This window comes from Pseudorhizobium sp. NPDC055634, from assembly GCF_053618655.1.
The window spans coordinates 235,650-256,704 of record NZ_JBSHHW010000001.1; the positions used below are offsets into that span (position 1 = coordinate 235,650).

Consider the following 21,055-nt stretch of genomic DNA (forward strand, 5'->3'; position numbering starts at 1 on the left):
CGGCCCGCCACCGTCTGCAACCATCATCGGGCGCCGGGTGCTTCCCGGGGGAGGCAACCGGTTCGCGACCCGGCCCTTCCCGATGACCGCTTCAGGATAGATGGGCATCGGCCCGCGGGGATGAAAGGGGAAGCACGGGAGGGCCGGATCGTTGAAATGCCTGCGAAGTTTCTTCACCGCGCAATTTCATTGCTACCAGCAGGGCTACCATCAGGGCTAACGTCAGGCCGTGCGGACGGCACCGATGATCGCCCCCAGCAGCGCATGCAGATCGTCACGATACCCTGTTCTGGCAGAGGGTGAATTCTCGTCCGAGGTCATCACCACGGTAAGCCCGAGCGAGGGGACGACGTAGAGCATCTGGCCGCCATAGCCCCAGCCGAACCTGACCTCCTCGCCGCCGATCGTCCGCAGGAACCAGCCGTAGCCGTAGCCGTCGCCGGAAAAGCGCGAATTCGTGCGGGGCGTCCACGACTGCCCGATCCAGCCCTGCGAGAGGACGTGCGTGCCATCGGCGGCCTTTCCGCCGTTGCGGTAGACCTCCCCGAAGGCATGCAGCGACCGCGCCGTCATCGCCATCTGGTTGCCGCCGAGATAGATGCCCTGCGGATCCCGCTCCCATGCGCCGATGCGGAACCCCTCGACCGGCGCGAACCACTCGTGCGCCAGCGCCAGCGTCGACTTGTCCCCGACCCGGGTGAGGATGGCGGAGAGGAGATGCGTCGAGGCCGTCGAATAGAGCATCGCGCCGCCCGGCTCGCCCTCGAAGGGCTCCGACAGCGCAAAGCGCACCCAGTTGCGGCTGGAGACCCAGCGGCCGTAATTCGGCCCCGACATCCGCGCCAGCCCGGCCTGCATGGAAAGAAGGTTGCCGATCGTGACCTCGTGGAGGCGCGGGTCCGGATCGCGCGGCAGGTCGCTGGCGAGAATGGTCGCGATCTTCTGGTCGGGTCCCTCCAGCAGGCCCCTGTCGATGGCCATGCCGATCATCGCGGATATGATCGATTTCGACGCCGACTTGATATTGGTGGACTCGTTGACAGAACGGCCGTTGAAGGCACGCTCCGCCAGCATTTCGCCGTCGCGCGACACCAGCACCACCTTGAGCGGCGAAAGTCCCCCTGCCCCGTCCAGCGCGACCTCCACGGGGGACCGGCCCGCCGGCGGTTGCGGAACCGCCTGGGCCAGCACATGCGGTGCGGCGAGAGCGAGGGGAAAGGCGGAAAGCAGGGTGCGACGCTTGATCATGCCGGCAATCTAGGACGGCGGCCGGGGCGGAACCATGACGGCCGCGATGTCTCACGCCAAGGTGATGGGATTGCGAGCGGATTGGCCTTCTACAGGTCCGCCCGGTCGAAGATCCCGCCGATCCAGTCGAGGAAGACCCTGACGCGCGGCGATAGCTGCCGGTTCTGCGGATAGAGCGCCGAAAGCGGAGTCGGCACCGGAGGATAATCCGCCAGCACCTGCACCAGATCGCCGCCCTCGATGAACGGCTGCAGGCGGTGTCGCGGCGCCTGGATCAGGCCGAAGCCCCGCCGCGCGAGGTCAATCAGCGTCTCGGAATTGTTGACCCTGACCCGCGCCGGCAGCGTGACGTTGCGTATCTGCCCGTCGACGGTGAACTCGAGCGGCATGACCTGGCCCGTGCGAGACGAAATGAAGCCGACCGCCTCGTGCCCATCCAGCGCGTCCGGCGTCTGCGGCATCCCGTGCGCCGCGATATAGCCGGGGCTGGCGCAGGTCAGTTCGGTGATCGACCCGAGCTTGCGCATGATCAGCGAACTGTCGGAGATCTCGCCGGCGCGGATGACGCAGTCGACGCCTTCGCGCACCAGGTCGACATAGCGATCCGTCTGGCCGATCTGCAGTTCGAGCGCCGGGTAGCGGTCGAGGAATTCCCGCAGGTGCGGCAGCAGGAAGATCTGCGTCAGCATGGGATGGGCATCCACCCGCAGGATACCCTGCGGCTTCGCCTCCCGGAAGATCGCCTCCGTTTCCGCCATTTCCGCCAGGATCGAGAGGCAGCGCTGGTAGAAGGCGTGACCGTCGAGGGTCGCCGCCACATGGCGCGTCGTCCGGTCGAGGAGCCGCGCGCCGATATCCGCCTCGAGCGCCTTGATCGCAGCCGTCACCGTCGACCGCGCAAGCCCGAGATCGGCGGCGGCGGCCGCGAAGCTGCGGCGTTCCACCACCCTCACGAAGAGTTCCATACGCGTCAGGCGATCCATGTCCATTGTTCATCACAGATGAATTTTTATGTCAATTCGCCGTTATTGTTCTTCGAGGCCGAAGGCGTATTTTCGGGACGAACAGAAAAAGGAGACAGGCCATGACAGAGAAAGAACAACGCGTCGCCATCGTCACCGGTGCCTCCAAGGGGATCGGCACCGCGGTCGCCCAACGGCTGGCCGCCGATGGGCTGGCGGTGATCGTCAACTATTCCTCCAGCAGCGTAGCGGCCGACGAGGTCGTCGCGGGGATCGAGGCGGCGGGCGGCAAGGCCGTTGCGGTCAAGGCCGATGTCGGAACGTCGAGCGGCATGGCTGCCCTCTTCGACGCGGCCGACGAAAACTTCGGCGGCGTGGACGTCCTCGTCAACAACGCCGGCGTGATGACGCTCACCCCGCTGACCGAAACCGACGACGACACCTTCGACCGTCACATCACGGTCAACCTCGCCGGCACGTTCTACGGCATCCGCGAGGCCGGCCGCCGGCTTCGCGAAGGAGGCCGCGTCATCAATTTCTCGTCCAGCGTCGTCGGCGCCTACGGTCCGCGCTACGGCGCCTACGCAGCCAGCAAGGGCGGCGTCGAGGCCATGACCCATGTCGCAGCTAAGGAATTCGGCAGCCGGCAGATCACCGTCAATGCCGTCGCCCCCGGCCCGGTCGAGACGGACATGTTCATGCACGGCAAGTCGGAAGAACTGGTGCAGTCGATCGTCCAGGGCATCCCGCTCGGACGACTTGGCCAGCCGGACGACATCGCCTCGGTCGTCTCCTTCCTGGCGAGCCCGCAAGCAGGATGGGTGAACGGCCAGGTGCTTCGCGCCAACGGCGGCATGCTCTGACGGGATGAAGGGAGAAGAATGATGCCATTCGTCAACATCAAGACCCCTGAAGGCGCCCTGACCCGGGCGCAGAAAGAGGAGATCGTGCATCGGACCACCGATATGCTGGTCGAATACTTCTCCGAAGCCGCCCGGCCGCACACGATGGTGCTGATCGAGGAGGTGAAGGACGGGGGCTATGGCCGGGCCGACGAGGTCTACCTCGTCCCCGAGGCCTACCGCGCCCGGGATTGAGCAGGTCCGGCGCCAGCCGGCCCGCGACGTAACCGCGGCTTGAAACGAGTGGATTGCCCGGCCCGACGCCGGGCAGCCCGTCCCGCCATTCTGAAAGATCTGAAACTTCAGGCTCATTCGACGGTTGTGATGCCCCGCACGCGGCACGCGGGCGGCGACAGCAATCGAAGGAGAAGCCTGTGAAAGCTCTGGTTTGGCACGGAAAAGAGGATATTCGCTGCGACACGGTGGACGACCCGGAGATCGAGGACCCCCGCGATGCGATCATCAAGGTCACCAGCTGCGCCATCTGCGGTTCCGACCTGCACCTCTTCCACAATTTCATCCCGGCGATGAAGCCAGGCGACATCATGGGCCACGAGATGATGGGCGAGGTCGTCGAAACCGGCTCCGGCATCAACGGCGCGCTGAAGAAGGGCGACCGGATCGTCGTGCCCTTCACCATCTTCTGCGGCGAATGCGAGCAGTGCATGCGCGGCAACTTCTCCGTCTGCGAACGCTCCAATCCCAACAGGGACATGGCCGACAAGGCCTTCGGCCACGCCACGGCGGGCCTCTTCGGCTACACGCACCTGACGGGCGGCTTTCCCGGCGGGCAGGCCGAGTATCTGCGGGTCCCCTTCGCCGACAAGACGCATGTCAAGGTGCCCGACAGCCTTACCGACGAGCAGGCGCTCTTCCTCGGAGACATCCTGCCCACCGGCTGGCAGGCCGCCGTTCACTGCGACATCGAGCCGACCGACACGGTCGCGGTCTGGGGCTGCGGGCCGGTCGGCCAGATGGCGATCCGCAGTGCCGTGCTGCTCGGCGCAAGGCAGGTCATCGCGATCGACTTCATCCCCGAGCGGCTCTCCATGGCCGAGGCCGGCGGCGCGATCACCATCAACTTCGAGAGGGAAAGCGTCATCGAGCGCCTGAACGACCTGACCGACGGCAAGGGACCGGAGAAATGCATCGATGCCGTCGGGCTGGAATCGCATGTCTCCATGGGCCAGCCGGATACCCTGCTCGACCGCGCCAAGCAGATGGTCATGCTGGAAAGCGATCGCCCGCATGTGCTGCGCGAGATGATCTATGTCTGTCGCCCTGGCGGCATCATCTCTATCCCCGGCGTCTACGGCGGGCTGGTCGACAAGATCCCGATGGGCGCGGCCATGAACAAGGGGCTGACCTTCCGCATGGGCCAGACCCACGTCAACCGCTGGACCGACGACCTCGTACGGCGGATCGACGAGGGCCAGATCGACCCCTCATTCGTCATCACCCATACCGCGACGCTCGAGGAGGGTCCGGAGATGTACAAGGTCTTCCGCAACAAGCAGGACGGCTGCATCAAGGTCGTGCTGAAACCATGAGAACGGAGAACAGCCATGAGCAATAGCCTCGACGCCGTCCGACGTTCGGAAAATCCCGGCCTCGTCAGGAGGAGCTCGGGCTCGCTGACCGGCACGGATCGCCTCGCCCGCCAGCTCGGCTGGTTCAGCATCGGTCTCGGGGTCGTCGAACTCGTCGCGGCCCGCAGCATCAGCCGCGCGCTCGGCATGCCAAATTCGGAGGGCCTGATCCGCGCCTTCGGGGCGCGCGAGATCGCGAGCGGCGTGCTGACGCTCTCCGTCGACACGAAGGCGGGACTGTACAGCCGGGTGGCGGGCGATGCGCTCGACCTTGCGGTCATCGGAGCTGCCGTCCGGCACGACAATCCCAGACGGGGCAACGCGGTGCTCGCGCTTGCCATGGTCGCGGGGGTGACGCTGCTCGACGTCGCGGCAGCGCTTGCGACACGCCAGCAGAACCGCCGCGACGACGGCGACGTGCGCGACTACAGCGACCGCAGCGGTTTTCCGCAGGGCGTGGCCACGGCGCGCGGCCAGGCGGAACGGGAGGCCAGTACCGCGGCGCTTCCGCGCCCGCCCGCCCCGCAACACCAGTTCTGACGCGCGACAAAACGAAAGCCCGCCTTCCTCTCGGGACAGCCGGGCTTTTCAGTGTCTTCGGACATCGCCGCGGCTTGCGGATCAGGCGAGCTTTCGCCCGTTGGCGACGATCATCCCGGCCGCTCCGTCGAGCCAGCCGTCCTTCAGTTCCAGCGCCAGCAGACGCGACCGTTCGAAGGGGCCGGGCATGACGAGATGCCGGGTCTTGCCGGCCGACATGCCGAACCGCTCGTAATAGGCCGCATCGCCCACCAGAAGAACGGCGCCGTGATCGCGGCGCGCGGCTTCGGCGATCGCCGCCCGCATCAGCGCCCCGCCGATACCCCGGCCTTCGTGGGCGCAGTCGACGGCGAGCGGCCCGAGCAGCAGCGCCTCGACGGGCGCCCCCTGCTGGCTGATGCCCGCCTCGATGCTCCAGAGGCGCACGGTGCCGATGACGTGACCGTCCTCGTCGCGGGCGACGAGGGCAAGGCCCTCCGCCGGCAGGCGGCCGCGGCGGATCTTCTCCGACGACTTCAGGCGGCGTTCCGCACCCATGACCCGGTCGAGCAGGTTTTCGCGCGCGACGACATCCGCCGGCGTTTCGGTATCGATCGAGTAGGTGGAGGTCGGCGCAAGGAATGCGCGCACAGTGTCAAGAACAGCGGCCATGGCGGCCTCCCGTACCCAATACCGTTATCAGCGGCGATGAAAAGGAATTGTGAGCTTGCCGCCCCGGCTGGCTACGGGGTCGGCGATGTCAGGCGCTAGATGACGTAGCTCTTCAGCGGATCGAAGCCGTTGAAGGCAACCGCCGAATAGGTCGTCGTGTAGGCGCCGGTACCCTCGATCAGAACCTCGTCGCCGATCGTGAGCGACACGGGCAGCGGGTACATGTTCTTCTCGTAGAGCACGTCGGCCGAATCGCAGGTCGGGCCGGCGAGCACGCAGGCTTCCATCTCGTCGCCGTCGCGCTCGGTGCGGATCGGGTAGCGGATCGCCTCGTCCATGGTTTCGGCGAGACCGCCGAACTTGCCGATGTCGAGGTAGACCCAGCGGTGGTTGTCGTTGTCGGACTTCTTCGACACGAGGACGACTTCCGCCTTGATCACCCCGGCATTGCCGACCATGCCGCGACCGGGCTCGATGATCGTCTTCGGCAGGTTGTTGCCGAAGTGCGACCGGAGTGCCGCGAAGATCGCCTGGCCGTAGGCTTCCGCCGACGGAATGTCGCGCAGGTACTTGGTCGGGAAACCGCCGCCCATGTTGACCATCTGCAGGTGGATGCCCTGCTTGGCCAGCTGCGCGAAGACGCGCTTGGCATCGGCGAGCGCCGAATCCCAGGCATCGACCTTCATCATCTGCGAGCCGACGTGGAACGACACGCCGTAGGATTCCAGGCCCAGCTGGTGGGCGTAGACGAGCACGTCGACGGCCATCTGCGGAACGCAGCCGAACTTGCGCGACAGCGGCCATTCGGCGCCCTCGCCATCCGTGAGCACGCGGCAGAATACCCTGGAGCCGGGAGCGGCGCGCGAAATCTTCTCGACTTCCTCGTGGCTGTCGACGGCGTAGAGCTCGACACCGAGAGCGAAGGCGCGGGCGATGTCGCGCTCCTTCTTGATGGTGTTGCCGAAGGAGATGCGGTCGGCGGTGGCGCCGGCATCGAGCGCCATCTGGATTTCGGCGACGGACGCGCAGTCGAAGCTCGAGCCGAGCGACGCGAGCAGCTTCAGGATTTCGGGAGCCGGGTTCGCCTTGACGGCATAGTAGATGGCGCTGTCCGGCAGGGCATGGCGGAAAGCGTGGAAATTGTCGCGCACGACATCGAGGTCGACGACCAGGCAGGGGCCGTCGGGACGTCGGGTCTTGATGAAATCGAGAATACGAGCGGTCGTCATCTTGCAGTCCCTCAAATTCCAGGCTCCGGCGAACCGGAGGACAAAGGGCGGATGAGAGTATGCCATGGCGCCAGCCGGTGGAGACCCCGACGCCGCTACACGCTCATACGCGCAAACAATGGATCAGCGCCCTGCCACGGGCAAAGATCCGGCTTTGTCTGCCATGGATTGGAGGGGATAACCCACCGCACGTCCGGCAATGATGGTGTGCCTCTTCAGTGACCCCGGCTGATGGAAAGCCGGAAGAGAACCAGAAAGGCCCGCACCGTCGTTGCTTCAAGATGTCCTCGCATTTCCCGGTTGGCCGGAATAGCGACTGGAGGGGTTAGTTCCAGGTACCTTACCGATGACCTCACCTTAGGGATAAATCCCAGTTCGAGGGTCGGCGGACACCCACAGGCACGTGCGACTTTGGGCAGCACGGGAAATAAGAATATTCGCCTTCACAATCAAGAGATTTTTTTCCCGCTTTTAACTATTTTTCGCATTGCCGGCGGGAACCTGAGTTCCCAACTAGGCGTGGGGCAGTAAAGGGACGATCGCATTGGATACCTTGACGCGCATGCGCGCCTTCATCGAAGTCGTGGAAGCAGAAGGCTTCTCGGCCGCCTCCCGGCGGACCGGGCGCTCGAAGGCCTTGCTTTCCAAGTACGTGAAGGAGCTCGAAGACGATCTCGGCGCCCTTCTTCTCAACCGCACGACGCGGCAGTTTTCCATGACCGAGGCGGGCCACACCTACTACCGGACCGCCGCCGACATCCTCAAGGAAATCGACAACCTCGCCGACCTGGTGCGCGAGAACAACGCCGACCTGAAAGGCCGGCTCCGGGTTTCCGTGCCGCGCACCTTCGTGGATGCCGAGGTGGGCCAGTCGCTCATAGACTTCGCCAGGGAACATCCGGAAGTGTCGCTGGAGATCGTTGCGGAGGATCGATTCGTCGACCTGATCGAGGAGAGCTTCGACCTGGCGATCCGCATTACCAAGCTCGAGGATTCCGGCCTGATCGCCCGAAAGATCGCCGACTTCCGCGTCTACGCCTGTGCGTCGGCTGATTTCGTCGCCCGCCACGGCCCGATCGAGACGCCCCAGGACCTTTCGCGCATCCCCTTCCTGATCGACACCAATTCCCGCTGGCACAACAACGTCCGCTTCTCCGGCACCGACGGCAACACGATCTCGGTTCCGGTCAGCGGCCCGGTGGAGGTCAACAGCCCGCAGGCGACATTGCGCGCCGCGAAGGCGGGACTCGGCGTCGCGATCATTCCCGATTTCATCGCCAATCCGTCGATCCAGGCGGGCGATCTCGTCACCCTTCTCGACGACTATATCGCCAGGGATCGCGGCATCTATGCGGTCTATCCCCATCGCCGCTACCTGCCCGCCAAGGTGCGCAGCTTTGTCGACTACCTCGTCCTCTGGTTCCGCAGGAACCAGCATTGACACGAGGTCGAAATTCCGACCCATTTGCCGCCCAGATAGCGCCAATGTTCGAACCGGAGACGCGGGACCGCCGCATGAAATACCCCCTGCCATTGCTGACCGCCATCGTGCTGTCGCTGCCGGGAATGGCAGCCGCGCACCCGCATATCTTCGCCGAAGCGCGCCTCGAGGTCGTCGCCGGCGATGACGGCACTGTCCAGGAACTGCGGCACGTCTGGCGCTTCGACGAGGTGTTCTCCTCCAGCGTCCTCCTCGACTTCGACCAGAACACCAACCTGAAGCTCGACGAGGCCGAACTTGCCGAACTCGGCGAGGTGATGCGCACCTCGCTCGCCGATTTCGACTACTTCACGACGATTTCCGTCGACGGCCAAAGTGCCGCCATCGTCAAGCCGGACGCGATCCACGTGTCCTACGAGGAAAACCAGATCCTCATCTTCTTCGCGGTACGCCCGCAGGCGCCGCTGCCGCTGAAGGGCAAGCTCGCCTTCGGCGTCTACGATCCCTCCATGTACACCGCGATCGACTTCCCGACCGACGGCGACCTCGTGGCGCAGGGCAAGGCGGCGGACGCATGCCAGCGGCAGGTCGTCCGCCCGAACCCCGACGAGATCATCGCCGAAAACAGCGAAACGCTGACGGAAGCATTCTTCGACGACCCGTCCGGCAACGACATGTCCAAGCTCTTCGCCACGCGCCTGGAGCTGAACTGCTGATGCGCCTGCGGCTCCTGGGATTCGTGCTCGTGGGGCTGGCGCTCGCCGGGGCGGCCTACGCACAGTCGCCGCTCGGCGTCGGCTCGGCCGAGCCGGCATTCCGGATCGGCGGGCCGCTCGGCGGCTTCCTCGGCTGGATCAACGACTACCAGCAGGGCTTCTACCGGGCGCTGACCGGCGCCCTCAAGGCGATGCGCGAGGACCCTCGGGCCCTGACCGGGCTGGTCGGCCTCTCCTTCGCCTACGGCGTCTTCCATGCGGCAGGGCCGGGACACGGCAAGGCGGTGATTTCCTCCTACATGATCGCCAACGAGGTGCAGCTGCGCCGCGGCGTCGCCATTTCCTTCATCTCCTCGCTCCTGCAGGGGCTAGTCGCCGTGCTGCTGGTGGGCGCCACATTCTTCCTCCTGCGCGGTAGCGGCATCACCATGACCGCCGCGACCCGCGCCATGGAGATCGCGAGCTTTGCGCTGATCGCCGCCTTCGGTGCATGGCTGCTTGCCCGCAAGCTGATGCCTGCGCGCGCCGCGCCCTCGCCCGTGCCGGCCGCAATGCCCTCCGCCCCACCCTCCCCAATGCGGCTCGGCCTCAAAAGGCGGTCCGGTTCGGCGTTCCAGGCAGTCGAGGTCGCCGATCACGACCAGACGGGTGACGGCAGATACTGCGAGACCTGCGGCATCGCCCATGCGCCCGATCCGAGCCTACTCGGCGGCAACCGGTTCGGCGCGAGGGAAGCATGGTCGGCCATGGTCGCCGTCGGCTTGCGCCCCTGTTCAGGCGCCATCCTGGTCATGAGTTTTTCGCTGCTGAACGGCCTCTATCTTGGCGGCCTGCTTTCGGTGCTCGCCATGTCGCTCGGCACCGCCATCACCGTCTCGATCCTCGCCGTCTTGGCGGTCGGGGCGAAGGACCTTGCGGTCCGGCTCGCCGGCCCCGGCTCGCGCATGGCGGGCCGGATCACCTCCGGGCTGGAGATCGCCGGCGCGCTGTTCATCCTGCTGATCGGCCTGTCGCTGCTGGGAGCGGCGCTGCAGGCCTGAAGACGTCAGGGCTTGCGACCGCGCTGGTAGCGGCCCCGCAGCCAGAAGATCGCAAAGAAGGATGCCACGGCGAGAACCCCGAACGCCGCGGCCAGGTATGGCGAGAAGGTTTCCGCCAGCCAGATCATGATCGGCGGCATGACGAAGAACAGCACCAGGAAGCCGAGGAAAATGATTGCCGCAGCCAGGGCGGGGCTGCGTCCGCGCTCGCCGCTCATTGTGCCGCTCCCGACCGGATTTCGTCCCGGATATCCTCGAGCCGCCGGCGCTGGCCGCCGGTCTCGTCGAAATTCTGCGGCATCAGCCACACCTCGAAAGCCTGTTTCAACACCGGCCACTCCCCATCGATCATCGAGAACCACGCCGTATCGCGGTTGGCACCCTTGGAAATTACATGCTGGCGGAAGACGCCTTCGAACGTGAAGCCGTACCGCACCGCGGAACGCCTGCTGGGCGCATTGTCGTTGTGGCACTTCCACTCGTAGCGACGGTAGCCGAGGTCCTCGAAGACGTGGCGGGCCATCAGGTAGTGCGCCTCGGTGGTCAGCGGCGACCGCTGGATGTCCGGCGCATGGGCGACCGCGCCGACCTCGACCACGCCGTTCTTCGGGTCGGGCCGCATGTAGCTCGCCATGCCCACGATCCGGCCGCCTTCGTTGTCGCGGAACACGAGCGTCACATACTTGCCGTCCGTGCGCGCCGCCTCCAGCCACTTGCCGAAGTCTTCGACCCCCGTGAAGTCGTCATTGGGGAAATAGCGGGTGAGCGCGTTGATCTCCTGGCCGCCGAGCCCTTCCCACAGGGCCTGCAGGTGGCGCTCGGCCTCGTAAGGCTCCAGCGTCACGAAACGGCCCCGCAGCGTGACCGGGCCGGGTGGCTCAACCTTGTAGTTCCTGAGATCGTGCATCGTATGCCCCTTGTCCGCGACGAGGCTTAGGCCAGAGGCAGGCGAAAGGCAATCGGCATGCACGCTCAGGCCGCCCCTTCCCCCGTCCGGACGGGAGAGGGTCCGGTGACGGGATCGAAGGGCTCAGGCCTGGACCTTGGCCGCCGACACCGTCGCGTCGATATGATCGAGCAGCGCGTCCGGCAGGCCGAGGCGGCCGGCGAGGAGATCGAGATAGCCGCGTTCGGCACGCGTGTCCGGGTCGATCGTCAGGCGCGTCGCCGTGTAGAGCTCGACCTTCTGCTCCTCTGTCCGCGCCGCCGCGACGAGGTCGTCAATGTCCAGCGGATTGGCGAGCTCGCTGGCGATGAAGGCTTCCGCCTCGGAGCCGAGATCGACGGCGTGCACCTTGTCCATGATATTGGCCCGCTCGGCCGCATCGATATGTCCGTCGGCCTTGGCCGCGGCGATCATGGCCCGGATGAGGGTCAGGGCGAAATCGTTGGTGAGTGCGGGAGACTGGGGGTTGAAGGGCGAATCCGCCGGAGGCGGCAGGATTTCCGGCTCCTTGTGGGCCACGGTCTGGGGCGCCTGGCCGGACTGGTAGTTCTTGTAGGCGAGGTAGCCTAGGCCGGCGATGGCGGCAAGCCCGCCGACGGTCGCCACGTTGCCGGCAAGCTTGCGGCCCGTCTTGGTGCCGAGAAGCGCCGCGGCAATGCCGGCCGTCTTCCAGGGATTGTTCCTGGCGATGTCGCCGAACTGCCCGGCCTTGCCGAGGAGGTCTCCCGACTTTCCGCCCAATTGCCCGCCCATCTGCGAGCCAAGGAACTGGTCAAGAAGCTTTTTGGCGTCGAACATCGAGATCTCCCTGTTTGTGACGACAGGGAGATAGGGTGGCGGGGGTGGAATTGCAAAAGCCGCGGCGAAAGATGTTACGCCTTGAGCGCAGCGGCTTCCGAGGCAAGGCGCGTGATGCCGTCCCAGTCGCCGGAAGCGACGAGTTCCTTCGGCGCAACCCACGAACCGCCGACGCAGACGACGTTCGGAAGCGACAGGTAGTCGCGCGCGTTCTTGAGCGAGATACCGCCGGTCGGGCAGAACAGCGTGCCCGCGAGCGGAGACGACAGCGCCTTGAGGTAGGCCGCGCCGCCCGCCTGTTCGGCCGGGAAGAACTTCATCACCTCCAGGCCTTCCTCGCGCAGCGTCATGACCTCGCTTGCGGTCGCAGCACCCGGCAGGATCGGCACGTCGGACCCCCTTGCGGCATCGAGGATGCCACGGGTCACGCCCGGGCTGACGATGAAGGTGGAGCCGGCGGCGACCGCCGCGTCCCAGTCCCGGGAATTCAGGATCGTGCCGGCGCCGACATTGGCGCCCTCCACCTCGGCTGCGACGGCGCGGATCGCATCGAGTGCGACCGGCGTGCGCATGGTGATCTCGATCGCCTTGAGCCCGCCCGCGACAAGTGCGCGGGCGAGCGGCACGGCCGATTTCGCATCATCGACGATCAGCACCGGAACCACCGGCTGGGCCTTGAGGATCGCGAGGAGGTTTTCGGTCTTGGCAGTCATCGGCGCTTCCGTTTCAAACGATTGAACTGAGGTCTCGGAATTATCCCCCCTCCCCCCGCTTGTCGAGGAAAAATAAACCGTCGCGCGGCGTGAACCTTTGCCAAATGGACGTTTTGCCATAGGTTCCACCACGACCGGCAACGGGGATGCGCATGGCCAAGGAAATCGAGCGGAAGTTTATCGTGAATAACGATGGCTGGCGCGCTGAGGCGCGGTCGGTCCGCGCGTTCGTGCAGGCCTATGTCACCGCCCAGGAGGACAGGTCGCTGCGCGTGCGGCTGATCGACGACCGTCGCGCGACGCTGACCATCAAGATCGGCCGGCAGATCATCAGCCGCGACGAGTTCGAATACGACATCCCCGTCGAGGACGCGCACGACCTGATCGGCAGCGCGCTCGGCATCGTGCTGGAGAAGACGCGCCACGAGGTGGAGCACGAGGGGTTCACCTGGGAGGTGGACGTCTATGCCGGGGTCTATCAGGGCCTCGTGGTGGCTGAAGTCGAGCTGGAGCACGAGGAGCAGCAGCCGTCGCTTCCGTCCTGGATCGGCAAGGAGGTGACCGGCGACCGGCGCTTCTCCAACCTGGTGATGGCGACCGAGGACCTGAGCGGAGAGCTTTGCCATGGCCTTTCGCATCCGGCCTGACCGCCCGTTCACCGAGGAGTTCCGCTCCGTCGCCCGGCGGCAGCTGGAACAGGCGATCCATTTCCTGGAAGACCAGCCGGACGGCCCGCACGAGGCGATCCATGACGCCCGCAAGAAGTTCAAGCGGGTCCGTGCCCTCTACCGGCTGGTCCAGGCCGATGCCCGGGAGTTCCGGCACCGCGAGAACGCGCGCATCCGCGACATGGCAAAGACCCTGTCGGTCGTGCGCGACGCCACGGCACTGGTCGAAACGGTCGACTACCTCGCTTCGGAGGCAACTTCGCCGGACGAGATATCGGCGCTTTCCTTTGCCTCGAGGGCGCTGATCGAGCGGCGCGACCGGATTGCCGAGGAGGAAGTGGACCTGCCCGAGAAGATCGCCGCGGCGATCGGCACCTGCCGCGACGCAATCGCAGCGCTGGACGACCTCAAGCTCGAGGACGGCCGCGGCAAGACCGCCCGGCGTCTCGCCAAGGCATGGCGCCGGCAGATGTCGCGGGCGGCGGCGGACCTGCTCGCCTGCGAGGAGGGCGGCGATACGGAAGCCTTCCACGACCTGCGGAAGGTCGGCCAGATCTACTGGATGCACCTCTCGCTTCTCTCCGACCTATGGCCCTCGGCCATGCGCGCCAAGCGGGCGGAAGCCAAGGCGCTGGTGGACATCCTCGGACACGAGCACGACCTTTCGGTGCTGACCCAGGTGGTGAACGAGAACCCGGACCTCTTCGGCGACAGCGATACCCTGGCGAGGCTGATCGGCGCGATCATCGCCCGCCGGCAGGAACTGCGCCAGCGGGCGATCGACCAGGCCAGGCGCGTCTTTGCCGACGACGCCGATGCGGAAGCTTCCCGCATCGCGCTTCTCTGGCAGGAGGCAGCGTCGCGCCGGTAGCGGGACGGGGCGGCATTGCCGGGGACAGAAAGCGCGTTGCGTCCGCTCCCGTCTGGTAGTATTTCCCGCGCCATGACCGACAACACGACCATCGACCGTCCGGCAGCCGGCACCACCTGCGTGGCCGCGCTCTACCACTTCGCGAACTTTCCGCGCTACGAGGCGTTCCGCGACCCGTTGCAGGCGTTCTGCGACGAGAACGGCATCAAGGGCACGCTGCTGATTGCCCGCGAAGGCATCAACGGCACCGTCGCCGGAACGGACGAGGCGATCGCGCGGCTTCTCGCATACCTGCGCGCCCAGCCGGAATTCGCGGCGCTCGAGCACAAGGAAAGCCGCGCGTCGAAGATGCCCTTCCTGCGCATGAAGGTGCGCCTGAAGCGGGAGATCGTCACCATGGGCGTCGAGGATATCGACCCCAACAAGATCGTCGGCACCTATGTCGATCCGAAGGACTGGAACGCGCTGATCTCCGATCCGGACACGATCCTGATCGATACCCGCAACGACTACGAGACGGCGATCGGCGTCTTCAAGGGCGCGGTCGACCCGAAGACCAAGACCTTCCGCGAGTTTCCGGCATGGGTGAAGAACAATCCCGGCCTGCACAACAAGCCGAAGATCGCCATGTACTGCACCGGCGGCATCCGCTGCGAGAAGGCGACCGCCTTCATGAAGGAACAGGGCTTCGAGGAAGTCTATCACCTCAAGGGCGGCATCCTGAAATACCTGGAGGAAGTGCCGGTCGAGGAAAGCCTCTGGGAAGGCGCCTGCTTCGTCTTCGACGAGCGGGTCTCGGTGGAGCACGGCCTGAAGGAAGGCAACCACCGGCTCTGCCATGCCTGCCGCAACCCGATCACCGCCGAGGAAGTCACCTCCCCCTTCTACGAGGAAGGCGTTTCCTGCTCGCACTGCTACGAGACGCGGACGGAAGCCGACCGCGAGCGCTACCGCCAGCGGCAACACCAGATCGCGCTGGCGAAGAAGCGCGGGCAGAAGCATATCGGCGGATAAGCAGCCCCCCGGCACCTGATAGACCGCACCCGCTAGGCCGCTTTGCGCTCGTCCAGAAATCCTTCCATCATGCAGCGGAATGCCTCCGTCGCGCGCGAAAGCACCTCTTCCGGATCCCTGCTCGCCGCGACCCAGAGTGCCGCGTTGAGGGCAGCACCGCTCATCAGCCGCGCCGCGGCCTCCGCATCGACCGGGCGCATCGTCCCCGCCTCGATCAGGCTACGCACCTTCTCCACGGTCGACTGAAGGCAGAGGTTCTGGCTCGGCCACTGCGAGGGATCGCCGAGGAACGCCGGCCCGTCCAGGAGCACGATGCGCTGCACCTCCGGCTCCAGCGCCATCCGTATATAGGCGGTCCCTTCCGCCAGAAGCCCCTCCCACTCCGTCGGCGCCGCAGACGCCGCATCCTTGGCCCGCGTCGCCATCTCCATGTCGATCGCGTGAACGACGGCGGCCAGCAGGCCGCGCTTGTCCCCGAAATTATGGTAGAGCGCGCCGCGCGTGAGGCCGACCGCCGCCGTCAGGTCGTCCATCGAGGCTTCCGCATAGCCCTTTTCCGCAAAGGCCTTGCGGGCCGCTCCTATGAGCTTGGCCCTCGTTTCCTCCATCATTTCCAGGCGTGTTTTTCTCGCCAACCGACGATCTCCTCATTCACATACGACTTGCATGCCATTGACATACGCGTTGTATGCATTACGCTCACATACGCAACGTATACGAATTCTTCTCCCTTTGACAAGGATGACCGATGTCAGACCGTGAAGCCATTTTTCCCGCCGAGCGCCAGGCGCTATATGAAGCGAATAAATACTCTGCCGCTATCAGGTCGGGAGACCTGCTCTTCGTGTCCGGCCAGGTCGGCAGCAGGCCCGACGGCTCGCCGGAACCCGACTTCGAAAAGCAGGTGCAGCTTGCCTTCGACAACCTCCGCGCCGTGCTCGCTGCCGCCGGCTGCACGCTCGACGACGTGGTCGACGTGACGACCTTCCATACCGACCCGGAAAAGCAGGTCGAGACGGTGATGGCCGTCCGGAGCCGGAACATCGGCGAGGCCCCCTACCCGAACTGGACCGCGGTCGGCGTCAACTGGCTCGCCGGGTTCGACTTCGAGATCAAGGCGATCGCTCGCATCCCGTCCGCCGCGCGCCAAGGCGCATAAGGCGCATAATGAAAAAGCCCGCCGGCGAGGCCGGCGGGCTCGTTTAGTCAGGCAAGGCCTGCTTACCAGGACGGGATGACCGCGCCCTTGTATTCATCGTTGATGTAGGCCTTCACGCTGTCGTCGTGATAGGCCTCGATCAGCGTCTTGACCCACGGCGCGTCCTTGTCTTCCGTGCGGACGGCGATGACGTTCGCATACGGGCTTTCCTTGCCTTCGATGGCGATGGAATCCGTGTTGGGGTTGAGGCCGGCATCCAGAGCGTAGTTGGTGTTGATGACCGACGCGTCCGTGTCGTCCAGCGAACGCGGCAGCTGGGCGGCATCGAGCTCGGCGAACTGGATGTTCTTCGGGTTTTCCACGACGTCGGCCGGGGTCGCCTTGAGGCCGATTTCCGGCTTCAGCTTGATCAGGCCGTTGGCCTGGAGCACGAGAAGCGCGCGGCCGCCATTGGTCGGATCGTTCGGGATGCCGACGGTTGCGCCGTCCGCCAGTTCGTCGAGGCTCTTCACCTTCTTGGAATAGACGCCCATCGGGGTGGTGATGGTCTTGGCGACGCTTTCGATCTTGAAGCCGCGGTCGGCGATCTGGTTGTCGAGATAGGGCTGGTGCTGGAAGGAGTTGGCGTTCAGGTCGCCGTCATTCAGCGCCTGGTTCGGCACGACATAGTCGGAGAACTCGACGATATCGATGTTGAGCCCCTTGCCGGCGGCGACTTCCTTGACCTTTTCCATGATCTCGGCGTGTTCGCCGACGGAGACGCCGACCTTGATGTCTTCGGCGAGAGCCGTGCCGGCGGAAAGAGCGGCCGCGAATGCGGCGAGGAGAGCGAGTTTCTTCATCTGGTAACTCCTTTGCTTGGGAAGAGGACTGTCAGTTCTTGCGGGTACGCTTGTCGAAGCGGCGGGCGAGCGCATCGCCGGCGCTCTGGATCGCCTGCACCAGCACGATCAGCACGACGACGACGGCCAGCATCACCTCGGGCATGAAGCGCTGGTAGCCGTAGCGGATGCCGAGATCGCCGAGGCCGCCGCCGCCGACGGCACCGACCATGGCGGAGTAGCCGACGAGGCTGACCAGCGTCAGCGTCAGGGCGAGCACGATGCTCGGCAGCGCCTCGGGCAGAAGCACCTTGGTGACGATCTGCACCGGTGTGGCGCCCATCGCGCGCGCGGCTTCGATCAGCCCCTTGTCCACCTCGCGGATCGATGCCTCGATCAGCCGCGCGATGAACGGGATGGTGGCGATCGTCAGCGGCACGATTGCGGCGGTCGTGCCGATCGAGGTGCCGGCGATCATCCGGGTGAAGGGAATGATCGCGACCACGAGGATGATGAACGGCGTCGAGCGCGTGGCGTTCACGATCGCTCCGACGATCCGGTTGACGAGCGGTGCGGGGAAGAGTTCGCCACGGTTGCTGGTCGCCAGGAAGACGCCGATCGGCAGGCCGATGAGAGTGCCGACAAGGCCGGAAACGATCACCATCTGTGCCGTCTGCAGCAGCGATTTCCACAGGAGTGCGATGAGAATGTCAGGCGCCATAACCGAGCACCTCCGTGGCCAGGCCGGTTTCAGCGTAGAAGCGCGCGGCCCGTTCCAGGGTCGCAGGATCGGCCGGATAGGAAACCACCAGCGAGCCGTAAGGTTCGCCGGCAATCTCGTCGATCGCGCCGGCAAGAATGTTCACGTCGGGACCGATCTCGGCGACGAGGCGCGCCGTCAGCGGCTGGAAGGCGGTTTCGCCGAAGAATATCAGCCGCACCAGCGCACGGTCTCCCGGCCCCGGTTCCTGCTTCAGGTCCGGACCGATCCATTCCGGCAGCTTGGCGCCGACGGCCGCCGAAAGCAGCGCCCGCGTGGTCTCGTGCTTCGGCGTCGTGAAGACCTCGAAGGTACGGCCGTGCTCGACGATCTGCCCCCTGTCGATCACCGCGACCTGCGAGGCGATCGTCTTCACCACTTCCATTTCGTGGGTGATGAGGAGAACGGTAAGGCCGAGATCCCGGTTGATGGTCTTCAGGAGCGCCAGGATCGACTGCGTCGTCTCCGGGTCGAGCGCCGACGTCGCCTCGTCGGAGAGGAGGAGCTTCGGCTCGGTGGCGAGCGCCCGGGCAATGCCGATGCGCTGCTTCTGGCCGCCCGAGAGCTCCGCCGGATAGCGGCCCGCCTTGTCGCCGAGGCCGACCAGGTCGAGGAGCGGCGTGACCCGCTCGCGGATCGCCTGGCGGTCGACGCCGGCGATTTCCAGCGGCAGCGCGACATTGTCGAACGCGGTGCGTGAGGACAGCAGGTTGAAGTGCTGGAAGATCATGCCGACCTGGCGGCGCAGGTCGCGAAGCCCGCCTTCGCCCAGGCCGCCGACCTCCACGCCATCCACGACCACGCGGCCCGACGTTGCCTTCTCGAGCCCGTTGACGAGACGGATCAGCGTCGACTTGCCGGCGCCGGAACGGCCGATGATGCCGGTGATGCCGCCGCGCGGCACGGTGAGGTCGACGCCGTCGAGCGCCGTGAAGGCAGGCTGCGAGCCGGTGCCCCCGAAGCGCTTGGTGACGGCCTCGAAGGCCACCATGGCCTCCGGTCGGGCAGCCTCGTTCAGGACGGAGACATCACTCATCGGATACCTCCGGAGGAGGCGTCACGCGGACTGTGGGGACGGTTCATGGACTTCTCTTTGGTGAATGCCGCAACAGCGGAAAAGACGAGCGTATGACGAAGGCCTCAGCCCCGCTTACACATTCGGACGGTCGGGCGTCCCTCTAGCATCTTTGCTTTCACCTTATCAAATCCATTGCGGGGATCGGTTTGCCGATCCGACGATCCGCTTATGGCACCACAACCTCATGCCTGCCGAGACACGCGTTTTCCAATATTCGCAGGGTTGGGGAAAAACCATGCTCACGGGCAGACGGGCAGACGGCGGGGAGCGCCCCGGCGACAGGCCGCAGGCACGCAGGCACCCCGAAAACCGGCGCTCTCGTCAGCCCCGTCGGACGGTTCAGGAACCCGCCTTGTAATTTCCCTTGGGAAACTCGGACGCCAGCGCGCGGTACCACTTGCCGCTCTTCTTGACGGTGCGGACCTGCGTCTCGTAGTCCACGTGAACGAGGCCGAAGCGCATCTGGTAGCCCTTCGCCCACTCGAAATTGTCCATCAGGCTCCAGGCGAAATAGCCCCGCAGCGGCACGCCGTCGGCGATCAGGTCGGCGCAGACGGAGAGGTGCTCGGCGTAATAGTCGAGCCGGGGCTGGTCATCGACCTCCCCGTCCGCGCCGACGCCCATGTTGTAGGCGGCGCCGTTCTCGGTGATGTACATTTCCGGCAGGTCGTAGCGACGGTAGAGGTCCTCGACCAGCAGCTTGAGCCCCGGCGGGTAGATTTCCCAGCCGATATCGGTCCGGTCCTCGCTCGCGGGCGGGGCATCGACGGTCCAGGGGAAGTCGCCCTGCCGCGTGGCGTCATCGGCGACACGCATCGGCGTGTAATAGTTGAGCCCCCACCAGTCGAGCTTGCGACCGATCGTTTCGAGATCGCCGTCCTCGACCTTCGGCATCCGGTCTCCGAGCGCATCGAGAAGCGCCGGCGGATATTCTCCCTTGAACACCGGCCCGAAGAAGGCGCCGTTGTGGAAGTCGAAGGCACGCTCGGCGGCCGCCTCGTCCGCCGCACTGCCGGAACCCGCGATCACGGAATGGGCGTTGAGAACGAGGCCCACCGGGACGGAAGGGTTGACCTCGCGGATCGCCTCGACGCCGAGCCCGTGGGCGAGATTGGTATAGTGCATGGCATGCAGCGCGGCTTCCATGTTGCGCTCGCCCGGCGCATGCTCGCCGTAGAGGTGGCTCAGCCATACCGAGCACCACGGCTCGTTGAAGGTCGCAACCGCATCCAGCCGGTCGCCGAGCCTTGCCATCACCACCCGGCCATAGCGCTGGAACGCGTAGGCCGTCGAGCGCGCGGTCCAGCCGCCGTCTCCCATCAGCGCCAGCGGCAGGTCCCAGTGGTAGAGGGTGGCGAAGGTCCGGATGCCGCGCTCCCTGCAGCCGTCGACGAGACGGTCGTAGAAGTCGAGCCCTTTCTCGTTCACCCGCCCGACGCCCTCCGGGACGATCCGCGGCCAGGCGATGGAAAAGCGGTAGGCCGAAACGCCCATTTCCTTGATGAGGTCGAGATCGGCGTCCAGCCGGTGATAGTGGTCGCAGGCAACATCGCCGTTGTCGCGGTTGTGGACCCGGCCGGGCATGTTGGAGAAGGCATCCCATATTGATGGCTTGCGCCCATCCTCCTTCGTCGCCCCCTCGATCTGGAAGGAGGCGGTGGCGACGCCGAAGGTGAAGTCGCCGGGAAAACGGGAAGCCAGGATCTTGGGGTCGGTCATGGGAGCTGCGCCAGCGTGGTTGGTGACTATGGCGGCGATTTATGGGACGCGGGGACGGTTGTACAGGCAAAACTGTAACGTTGCAGTCTCCCCGTCCTATTGTCTCCAGATTGGGAACGATGAAACACCTGCTGCCCGTTTAGTTTTCTCGGACGGAGCGGGTGTTCCTCCTTTTTGTGGGCACTCACGC

General features: G+C 65.5%; 24 protein-coding genes. 11 read left to right on the forward strand and 13 right to left on the reverse strand.

Features of this window, described 5'->3' with window-relative positions; translation table 11 throughout:
• Positions 1-222: 222 nt before the first annotated feature.
• Both ACWGPT_RS01210 and ACWGPT_RS01215 read right to left on the reverse strand, forming a co-directional pair.
• Entirely contained in the window at positions 223-1,248 is a 1,026-nt protein-coding gene (locus tag ACWGPT_RS01210) for a serine hydrolase domain-containing protein (protein ID WP_452603744.1), read from the reverse strand.
• An 89-nt stretch (positions 1,249-1,337) separates the two neighbouring features.
• On the reverse strand, positions 1,338-2,231 hold the full coding sequence (locus ACWGPT_RS01215) for a LysR family transcriptional regulator (RefSeq protein WP_452604086.1): 894 nt from the start codon (positions 2,229-2,231) through the stop codon (positions 1,338-1,340).
• A 101-nt stretch (positions 2,232-2,332) separates the two neighbouring features.
• Between ACWGPT_RS01215 and ACWGPT_RS01220 the strand changes: the two genes are divergently transcribed.
• From ACWGPT_RS01220 to ACWGPT_RS01235, 4 genes are all read left to right on the forward strand, one after another.
• Positions 2,333-3,073, forward strand: a complete 741-nt coding sequence (locus ACWGPT_RS01220) for an SDR family oxidoreductase (protein WP_452603745.1) — start codon at positions 2,333-2,335, stop codon at positions 3,071-3,073.
• 21 nt (positions 3,074-3,094) lie between these two features.
• The gene (locus ACWGPT_RS01225; RefSeq protein ID WP_452604087.1) at positions 3,095-3,307 is read left to right on the forward strand and encodes a tautomerase family protein; all 213 of its coding nucleotides are present in this window, start codon (positions 3,095-3,097) and stop codon (positions 3,305-3,307) included.
• 179 nt (positions 3,308-3,486) lie between these two features.
• Positions 3,487-4,662, forward strand: coding sequence for a zinc-dependent alcohol dehydrogenase (locus ACWGPT_RS01230; protein ID WP_452603746.1), 1,176 nt, complete (start codon positions 3,487-3,489; stop codon positions 4,660-4,662).
• Positions 4,663-4,677: 15 nt separating this feature from the next.
• On the forward strand, positions 4,678-5,241 hold the full coding sequence (locus ACWGPT_RS01235; protein ID WP_452603747.1) for a hypothetical protein: 564 nt from the start codon (positions 4,678-4,680) through the stop codon (positions 5,239-5,241).
• Between the two features lie 81 nt (positions 5,242-5,322).
• On the opposite strand, the gene ACWGPT_RS01240 is transcribed toward ACWGPT_RS01235, so the two are convergent.
• Together ACWGPT_RS01240 and odc2 are read right to left on the reverse strand one after the other, a co-directional pair.
• Positions 5,323-5,892, reverse strand: a complete 570-nt coding sequence (locus tag ACWGPT_RS01240) for a GNAT family N-acetyltransferase (RefSeq protein ID WP_452603748.1) — start codon at positions 5,890-5,892, stop codon at positions 5,323-5,325.
• 95 nt (positions 5,893-5,987) lie between these two features.
• On the reverse strand, positions 5,988-7,121 hold the full coding sequence (odc2, locus tag ACWGPT_RS01245) for an ornithine/lysine decarboxylase (protein ID WP_452603749.1): 1,134 nt from the start codon (positions 7,119-7,121) through the stop codon (positions 5,988-5,990).
• Positions 7,122-7,665: 544 nt separating this feature from the next.
• On the opposite strand from odc2, the gene ACWGPT_RS01250 reads away from it, so the two are divergent.
• The 3 genes from ACWGPT_RS01250 to ACWGPT_RS01260 all read left to right on the forward strand — a co-directional run bounded on the left by ACWGPT_RS01250 (position 7,666) and on the right by ACWGPT_RS01260 (position 10,318).
• A complete protein-coding gene (locus tag ACWGPT_RS01250) occupies positions 7,666-8,562 on the forward strand; it encodes a LysR family transcriptional regulator (protein ID WP_452603750.1) in 897 nt (298 codons plus the stop codon).
• 74 nt (positions 8,563-8,636) lie between these two features.
• Positions 8,637-9,278, forward strand: coding sequence for a DUF1007 family protein (locus ACWGPT_RS01255; RefSeq protein WP_452603751.1), 642 nt, complete (start codon positions 8,637-8,639; stop codon positions 9,276-9,278).
• Complete coding sequence (locus tag ACWGPT_RS01260; protein WP_452604088.1) at positions 9,272-10,318, forward strand: nickel/cobalt transporter; 1,047 nt, start codon at positions 9,272-9,274, stop codon at positions 10,316-10,318. The genes ACWGPT_RS01255 and ACWGPT_RS01260 overlap by 7 nt, the downstream gene beginning before the upstream one ends.
• Positions 10,319-10,323: 5 nt before the next feature.
• Here ACWGPT_RS01260 and ACWGPT_RS01265 read toward each other — a convergent pair whose 3' ends face one another.
• The 4 genes from ACWGPT_RS01265 to ACWGPT_RS01280 all read right to left on the reverse strand — a co-directional run bounded on the left by ACWGPT_RS01265 (position 10,324) and on the right by ACWGPT_RS01280 (position 12,775).
• Positions 10,324-10,536 (reverse strand): hypothetical protein, encoded by a 213-nt coding sequence (locus tag ACWGPT_RS01265; protein WP_452603752.1) that lies wholly within the window; start codon positions 10,534-10,536, stop codon positions 10,324-10,326.
• Positions 10,533-11,225, reverse strand: coding sequence for a GNAT family N-acetyltransferase (locus ACWGPT_RS01270; RefSeq protein WP_452603753.1), 693 nt, complete (start codon positions 11,223-11,225; stop codon positions 10,533-10,535). The genes ACWGPT_RS01265 and ACWGPT_RS01270 overlap by 4 nt, the downstream gene beginning before the upstream one ends.
• 123 nt (positions 11,226-11,348) lie before the next feature.
• Positions 11,349-12,062 carry a tellurite resistance TerB family protein gene (locus ACWGPT_RS01275; RefSeq protein ID WP_452603754.1) on the reverse strand — a complete coding sequence of 238 codons (714 nt, stop codon included), beginning with the start codon at positions 12,060-12,062 and terminating at the stop codon, positions 11,349-11,351.
• Between the two features lie 74 nt (positions 12,063-12,136).
• Complete coding sequence (locus ACWGPT_RS01280) at positions 12,137-12,775, reverse strand: 2-dehydro-3-deoxy-phosphogluconate aldolase (protein ID WP_452603755.1); 639 nt, start codon at positions 12,773-12,775, stop codon at positions 12,137-12,139.
• Positions 12,776-12,927: 152 nt separating this feature from the next.
• On the opposite strand from ACWGPT_RS01280, the gene ACWGPT_RS01285 reads away from it, so the two are divergent.
• From ACWGPT_RS01285 to trhO, 3 genes are all read left to right on the forward strand, one after another.
• Positions 12,928-13,422 carry a CYTH domain-containing protein gene (locus ACWGPT_RS01285; RefSeq protein WP_452603756.1) on the forward strand — a complete coding sequence of 165 codons (495 nt, stop codon included), beginning with the start codon at positions 12,928-12,930 and terminating at the stop codon, positions 13,420-13,422.
• The gene (locus tag ACWGPT_RS01290) at positions 13,400-14,314 is read left to right on the forward strand and encodes a CHAD domain-containing protein (protein ID WP_452603757.1); all 915 of its coding nucleotides are present in this window, start codon (positions 13,400-13,402) and stop codon (positions 14,312-14,314) included. Before ACWGPT_RS01285 ends, ACWGPT_RS01290 begins: the two co-directional genes overlap by 23 nt.
• A gap of 72 nt (positions 14,315-14,386) precedes the next feature.
• Positions 14,387-15,328 (forward strand): oxygen-dependent tRNA uridine(34) hydroxylase TrhO, encoded by a 942-nt coding sequence (trhO, locus tag ACWGPT_RS01295; RefSeq protein WP_452603758.1) that lies wholly within the window; start codon positions 14,387-14,389, stop codon positions 15,326-15,328.
• A gap of 32 nt (positions 15,329-15,360) precedes the next feature.
• Here trhO and ACWGPT_RS01300 read toward each other — a convergent pair whose 3' ends face one another.
• Complete coding sequence (locus ACWGPT_RS01300) at positions 15,361-15,936, reverse strand: TetR/AcrR family transcriptional regulator (RefSeq protein ID WP_452604089.1); 576 nt, start codon at positions 15,934-15,936, stop codon at positions 15,361-15,363.
• A 140-nt stretch (positions 15,937-16,076) separates the two neighbouring features.
• Between ACWGPT_RS01300 and ACWGPT_RS01305 the strand changes: the two genes are divergently transcribed.
• Positions 16,077-16,487: a RidA family protein gene (locus ACWGPT_RS01305; RefSeq protein WP_452603759.1), complete on the forward strand. Its 411-nt coding sequence runs from the start codon at positions 16,077-16,079 to the stop codon at positions 16,485-16,487.
• Positions 16,488-16,549: 62 nt separating this feature from the next.
• On the opposite strand, the gene ACWGPT_RS01310 is transcribed toward ACWGPT_RS01305, so the two are convergent.
• The 4 genes from ACWGPT_RS01310 to ACWGPT_RS01325 form a co-directional block, all read right to left on the reverse strand.
• Entirely contained in the window at positions 16,550-17,329 is a 780-nt protein-coding gene (locus tag ACWGPT_RS01310; RefSeq protein ID WP_452603760.1) for a MetQ/NlpA family ABC transporter substrate-binding protein, read from the reverse strand.
• 31 nt (positions 17,330-17,360) lie between these two features.
• Positions 17,361-18,029: a methionine ABC transporter permease gene (locus ACWGPT_RS01315; protein WP_452603761.1), complete on the reverse strand. Its 669-nt coding sequence runs from the start codon at positions 18,027-18,029 to the stop codon at positions 17,361-17,363.
• Positions 18,019-19,059, reverse strand: a complete 1,041-nt coding sequence (locus ACWGPT_RS01320) for a methionine ABC transporter ATP-binding protein (RefSeq protein ID WP_452604090.1) — start codon at positions 19,057-19,059, stop codon at positions 18,019-18,021. The genes ACWGPT_RS01315 and ACWGPT_RS01320 overlap by 11 nt, the downstream gene beginning before the upstream one ends.
• Positions 19,060-19,485: 426 nt before the next feature.
• Positions 19,486-20,865, reverse strand: a complete 1,380-nt coding sequence (locus tag ACWGPT_RS01325; protein ID WP_452603762.1) for a GH1 family beta-glucosidase — start codon at positions 20,863-20,865, stop codon at positions 19,486-19,488.
• Positions 20,866-21,055: the final 190 nt, after the last annotated feature.

What these genes read in the sequence shown, in the direction of transcription:
- ACWGPT_RS01300 (WP_452604089.1), bottom strand. Translation starts at nt 15,936, where the DNA reads ATGGAGGAAACGAGGGCCAAGCTCATAGGAGCGGCCCGCAAGGCCTTT.
- ACWGPT_RS01220 (WP_452603745.1), top strand. Translation starts at nt 2,333, where the DNA reads ATGACAGAGAAAGAACAACGCGTCGCCATCGTCACCGGTGCCTCCAAG.
- ACWGPT_RS01305 (WP_452603759.1), top strand. Translation starts at nt 16,077, where the DNA reads ATGTCAGACCGTGAAGCCATTTTTCCCGCCGAGCGCCAGGCGCTATAT.
- ACWGPT_RS01280 (WP_452603755.1), bottom strand. Translation starts at nt 12,775, where the DNA reads ATGACTGCCAAGACCGAAAACCTCCTCGCGATCCTCAAGGCCCAGCCG.
- ACWGPT_RS01315 (WP_452603761.1), bottom strand. Translation starts at nt 18,029, where the DNA reads ATGGCGCCTGACATTCTCATCGCACTCCTGTGGAAATCGCTGCTGCAG.
- odc2 (WP_452603749.1), bottom strand. Translation starts at nt 7,121, where the DNA reads ATGACGACCGCTCGTATTCTCGATTTCATCAAGACCCGACGTCCCGAC.
- ACWGPT_RS01285 (WP_452603756.1), top strand. Translation starts at nt 12,928, where the DNA reads ATGGCCAAGGAAATCGAGCGGAAGTTTATCGTGAATAACGATGGCTGG.
- ACWGPT_RS01290 (WP_452603757.1), top strand. Translation starts at nt 13,400, where the DNA reads ATGGCCTTTCGCATCCGGCCTGACCGCCCGTTCACCGAGGAGTTCCGC.
- ACWGPT_RS01320 (WP_452604090.1), bottom strand. Translation starts at nt 19,059, where the DNA reads ATGGTGGCCTTCGAGGCCGTCACCAAGCGCTTCGGGGGCACCGGCTCG.
- ACWGPT_RS01265 (WP_452603752.1), bottom strand. Translation starts at nt 10,536, where the DNA reads ATGAGCGGCGAGCGCGGACGCAGCCCCGCCCTGGCTGCGGCAATCATT.
- ACWGPT_RS01310 (WP_452603760.1), bottom strand. Translation starts at nt 17,329, where the DNA reads ATGAAGAAACTCGCTCTCCTCGCCGCATTCGCGGCCGCTCTTTCCGCC.
- ACWGPT_RS01275 (WP_452603754.1), bottom strand. Translation starts at nt 12,062, where the DNA reads ATGTTCGACGCCAAAAAGCTTCTTGACCAGTTCCTTGGCTCGCAGATG.
- ACWGPT_RS01215 (WP_452604086.1), bottom strand. Translation starts at nt 2,231, where the DNA reads ATGGATCGCCTGACGCGTATGGAACTCTTCGTGAGGGTGGTGGAACGC.
- ACWGPT_RS01210 (WP_452603744.1), bottom strand. Translation starts at nt 1,248, where the DNA reads ATGATCAAGCGTCGCACCCTGCTTTCCGCCTTTCCCCTCGCTCTCGCC.
- ACWGPT_RS01225 (WP_452604087.1), top strand. Translation starts at nt 3,095, where the DNA reads ATGCCATTCGTCAACATCAAGACCCCTGAAGGCGCCCTGACCCGGGCG.
- ACWGPT_RS01240 (WP_452603748.1), bottom strand. Translation starts at nt 5,892, where the DNA reads ATGGCCGCTGTTCTTGACACTGTGCGCGCATTCCTTGCGCCGACCTCC.
- ACWGPT_RS01270 (WP_452603753.1), bottom strand. Translation starts at nt 11,225, where the DNA reads ATGCACGATCTCAGGAACTACAAGGTTGAGCCACCCGGCCCGGTCACG.
- ACWGPT_RS01255 (WP_452603751.1), top strand. Translation starts at nt 8,637, where the DNA reads ATGAAATACCCCCTGCCATTGCTGACCGCCATCGTGCTGTCGCTGCCG.
- ACWGPT_RS01325 (WP_452603762.1), bottom strand. Translation starts at nt 20,865, where the DNA reads ATGACCGACCCCAAGATCCTGGCTTCCCGTTTTCCCGGCGACTTCACC.
- ACWGPT_RS01235 (WP_452603747.1), top strand. Translation starts at nt 4,678, where the DNA reads ATGAGCAATAGCCTCGACGCCGTCCGACGTTCGGAAAATCCCGGCCTC.
- trhO (WP_452603758.1), top strand. Translation starts at nt 14,387, where the DNA reads ATGACCGACAACACGACCATCGACCGTCCGGCAGCCGGCACCACCTGC.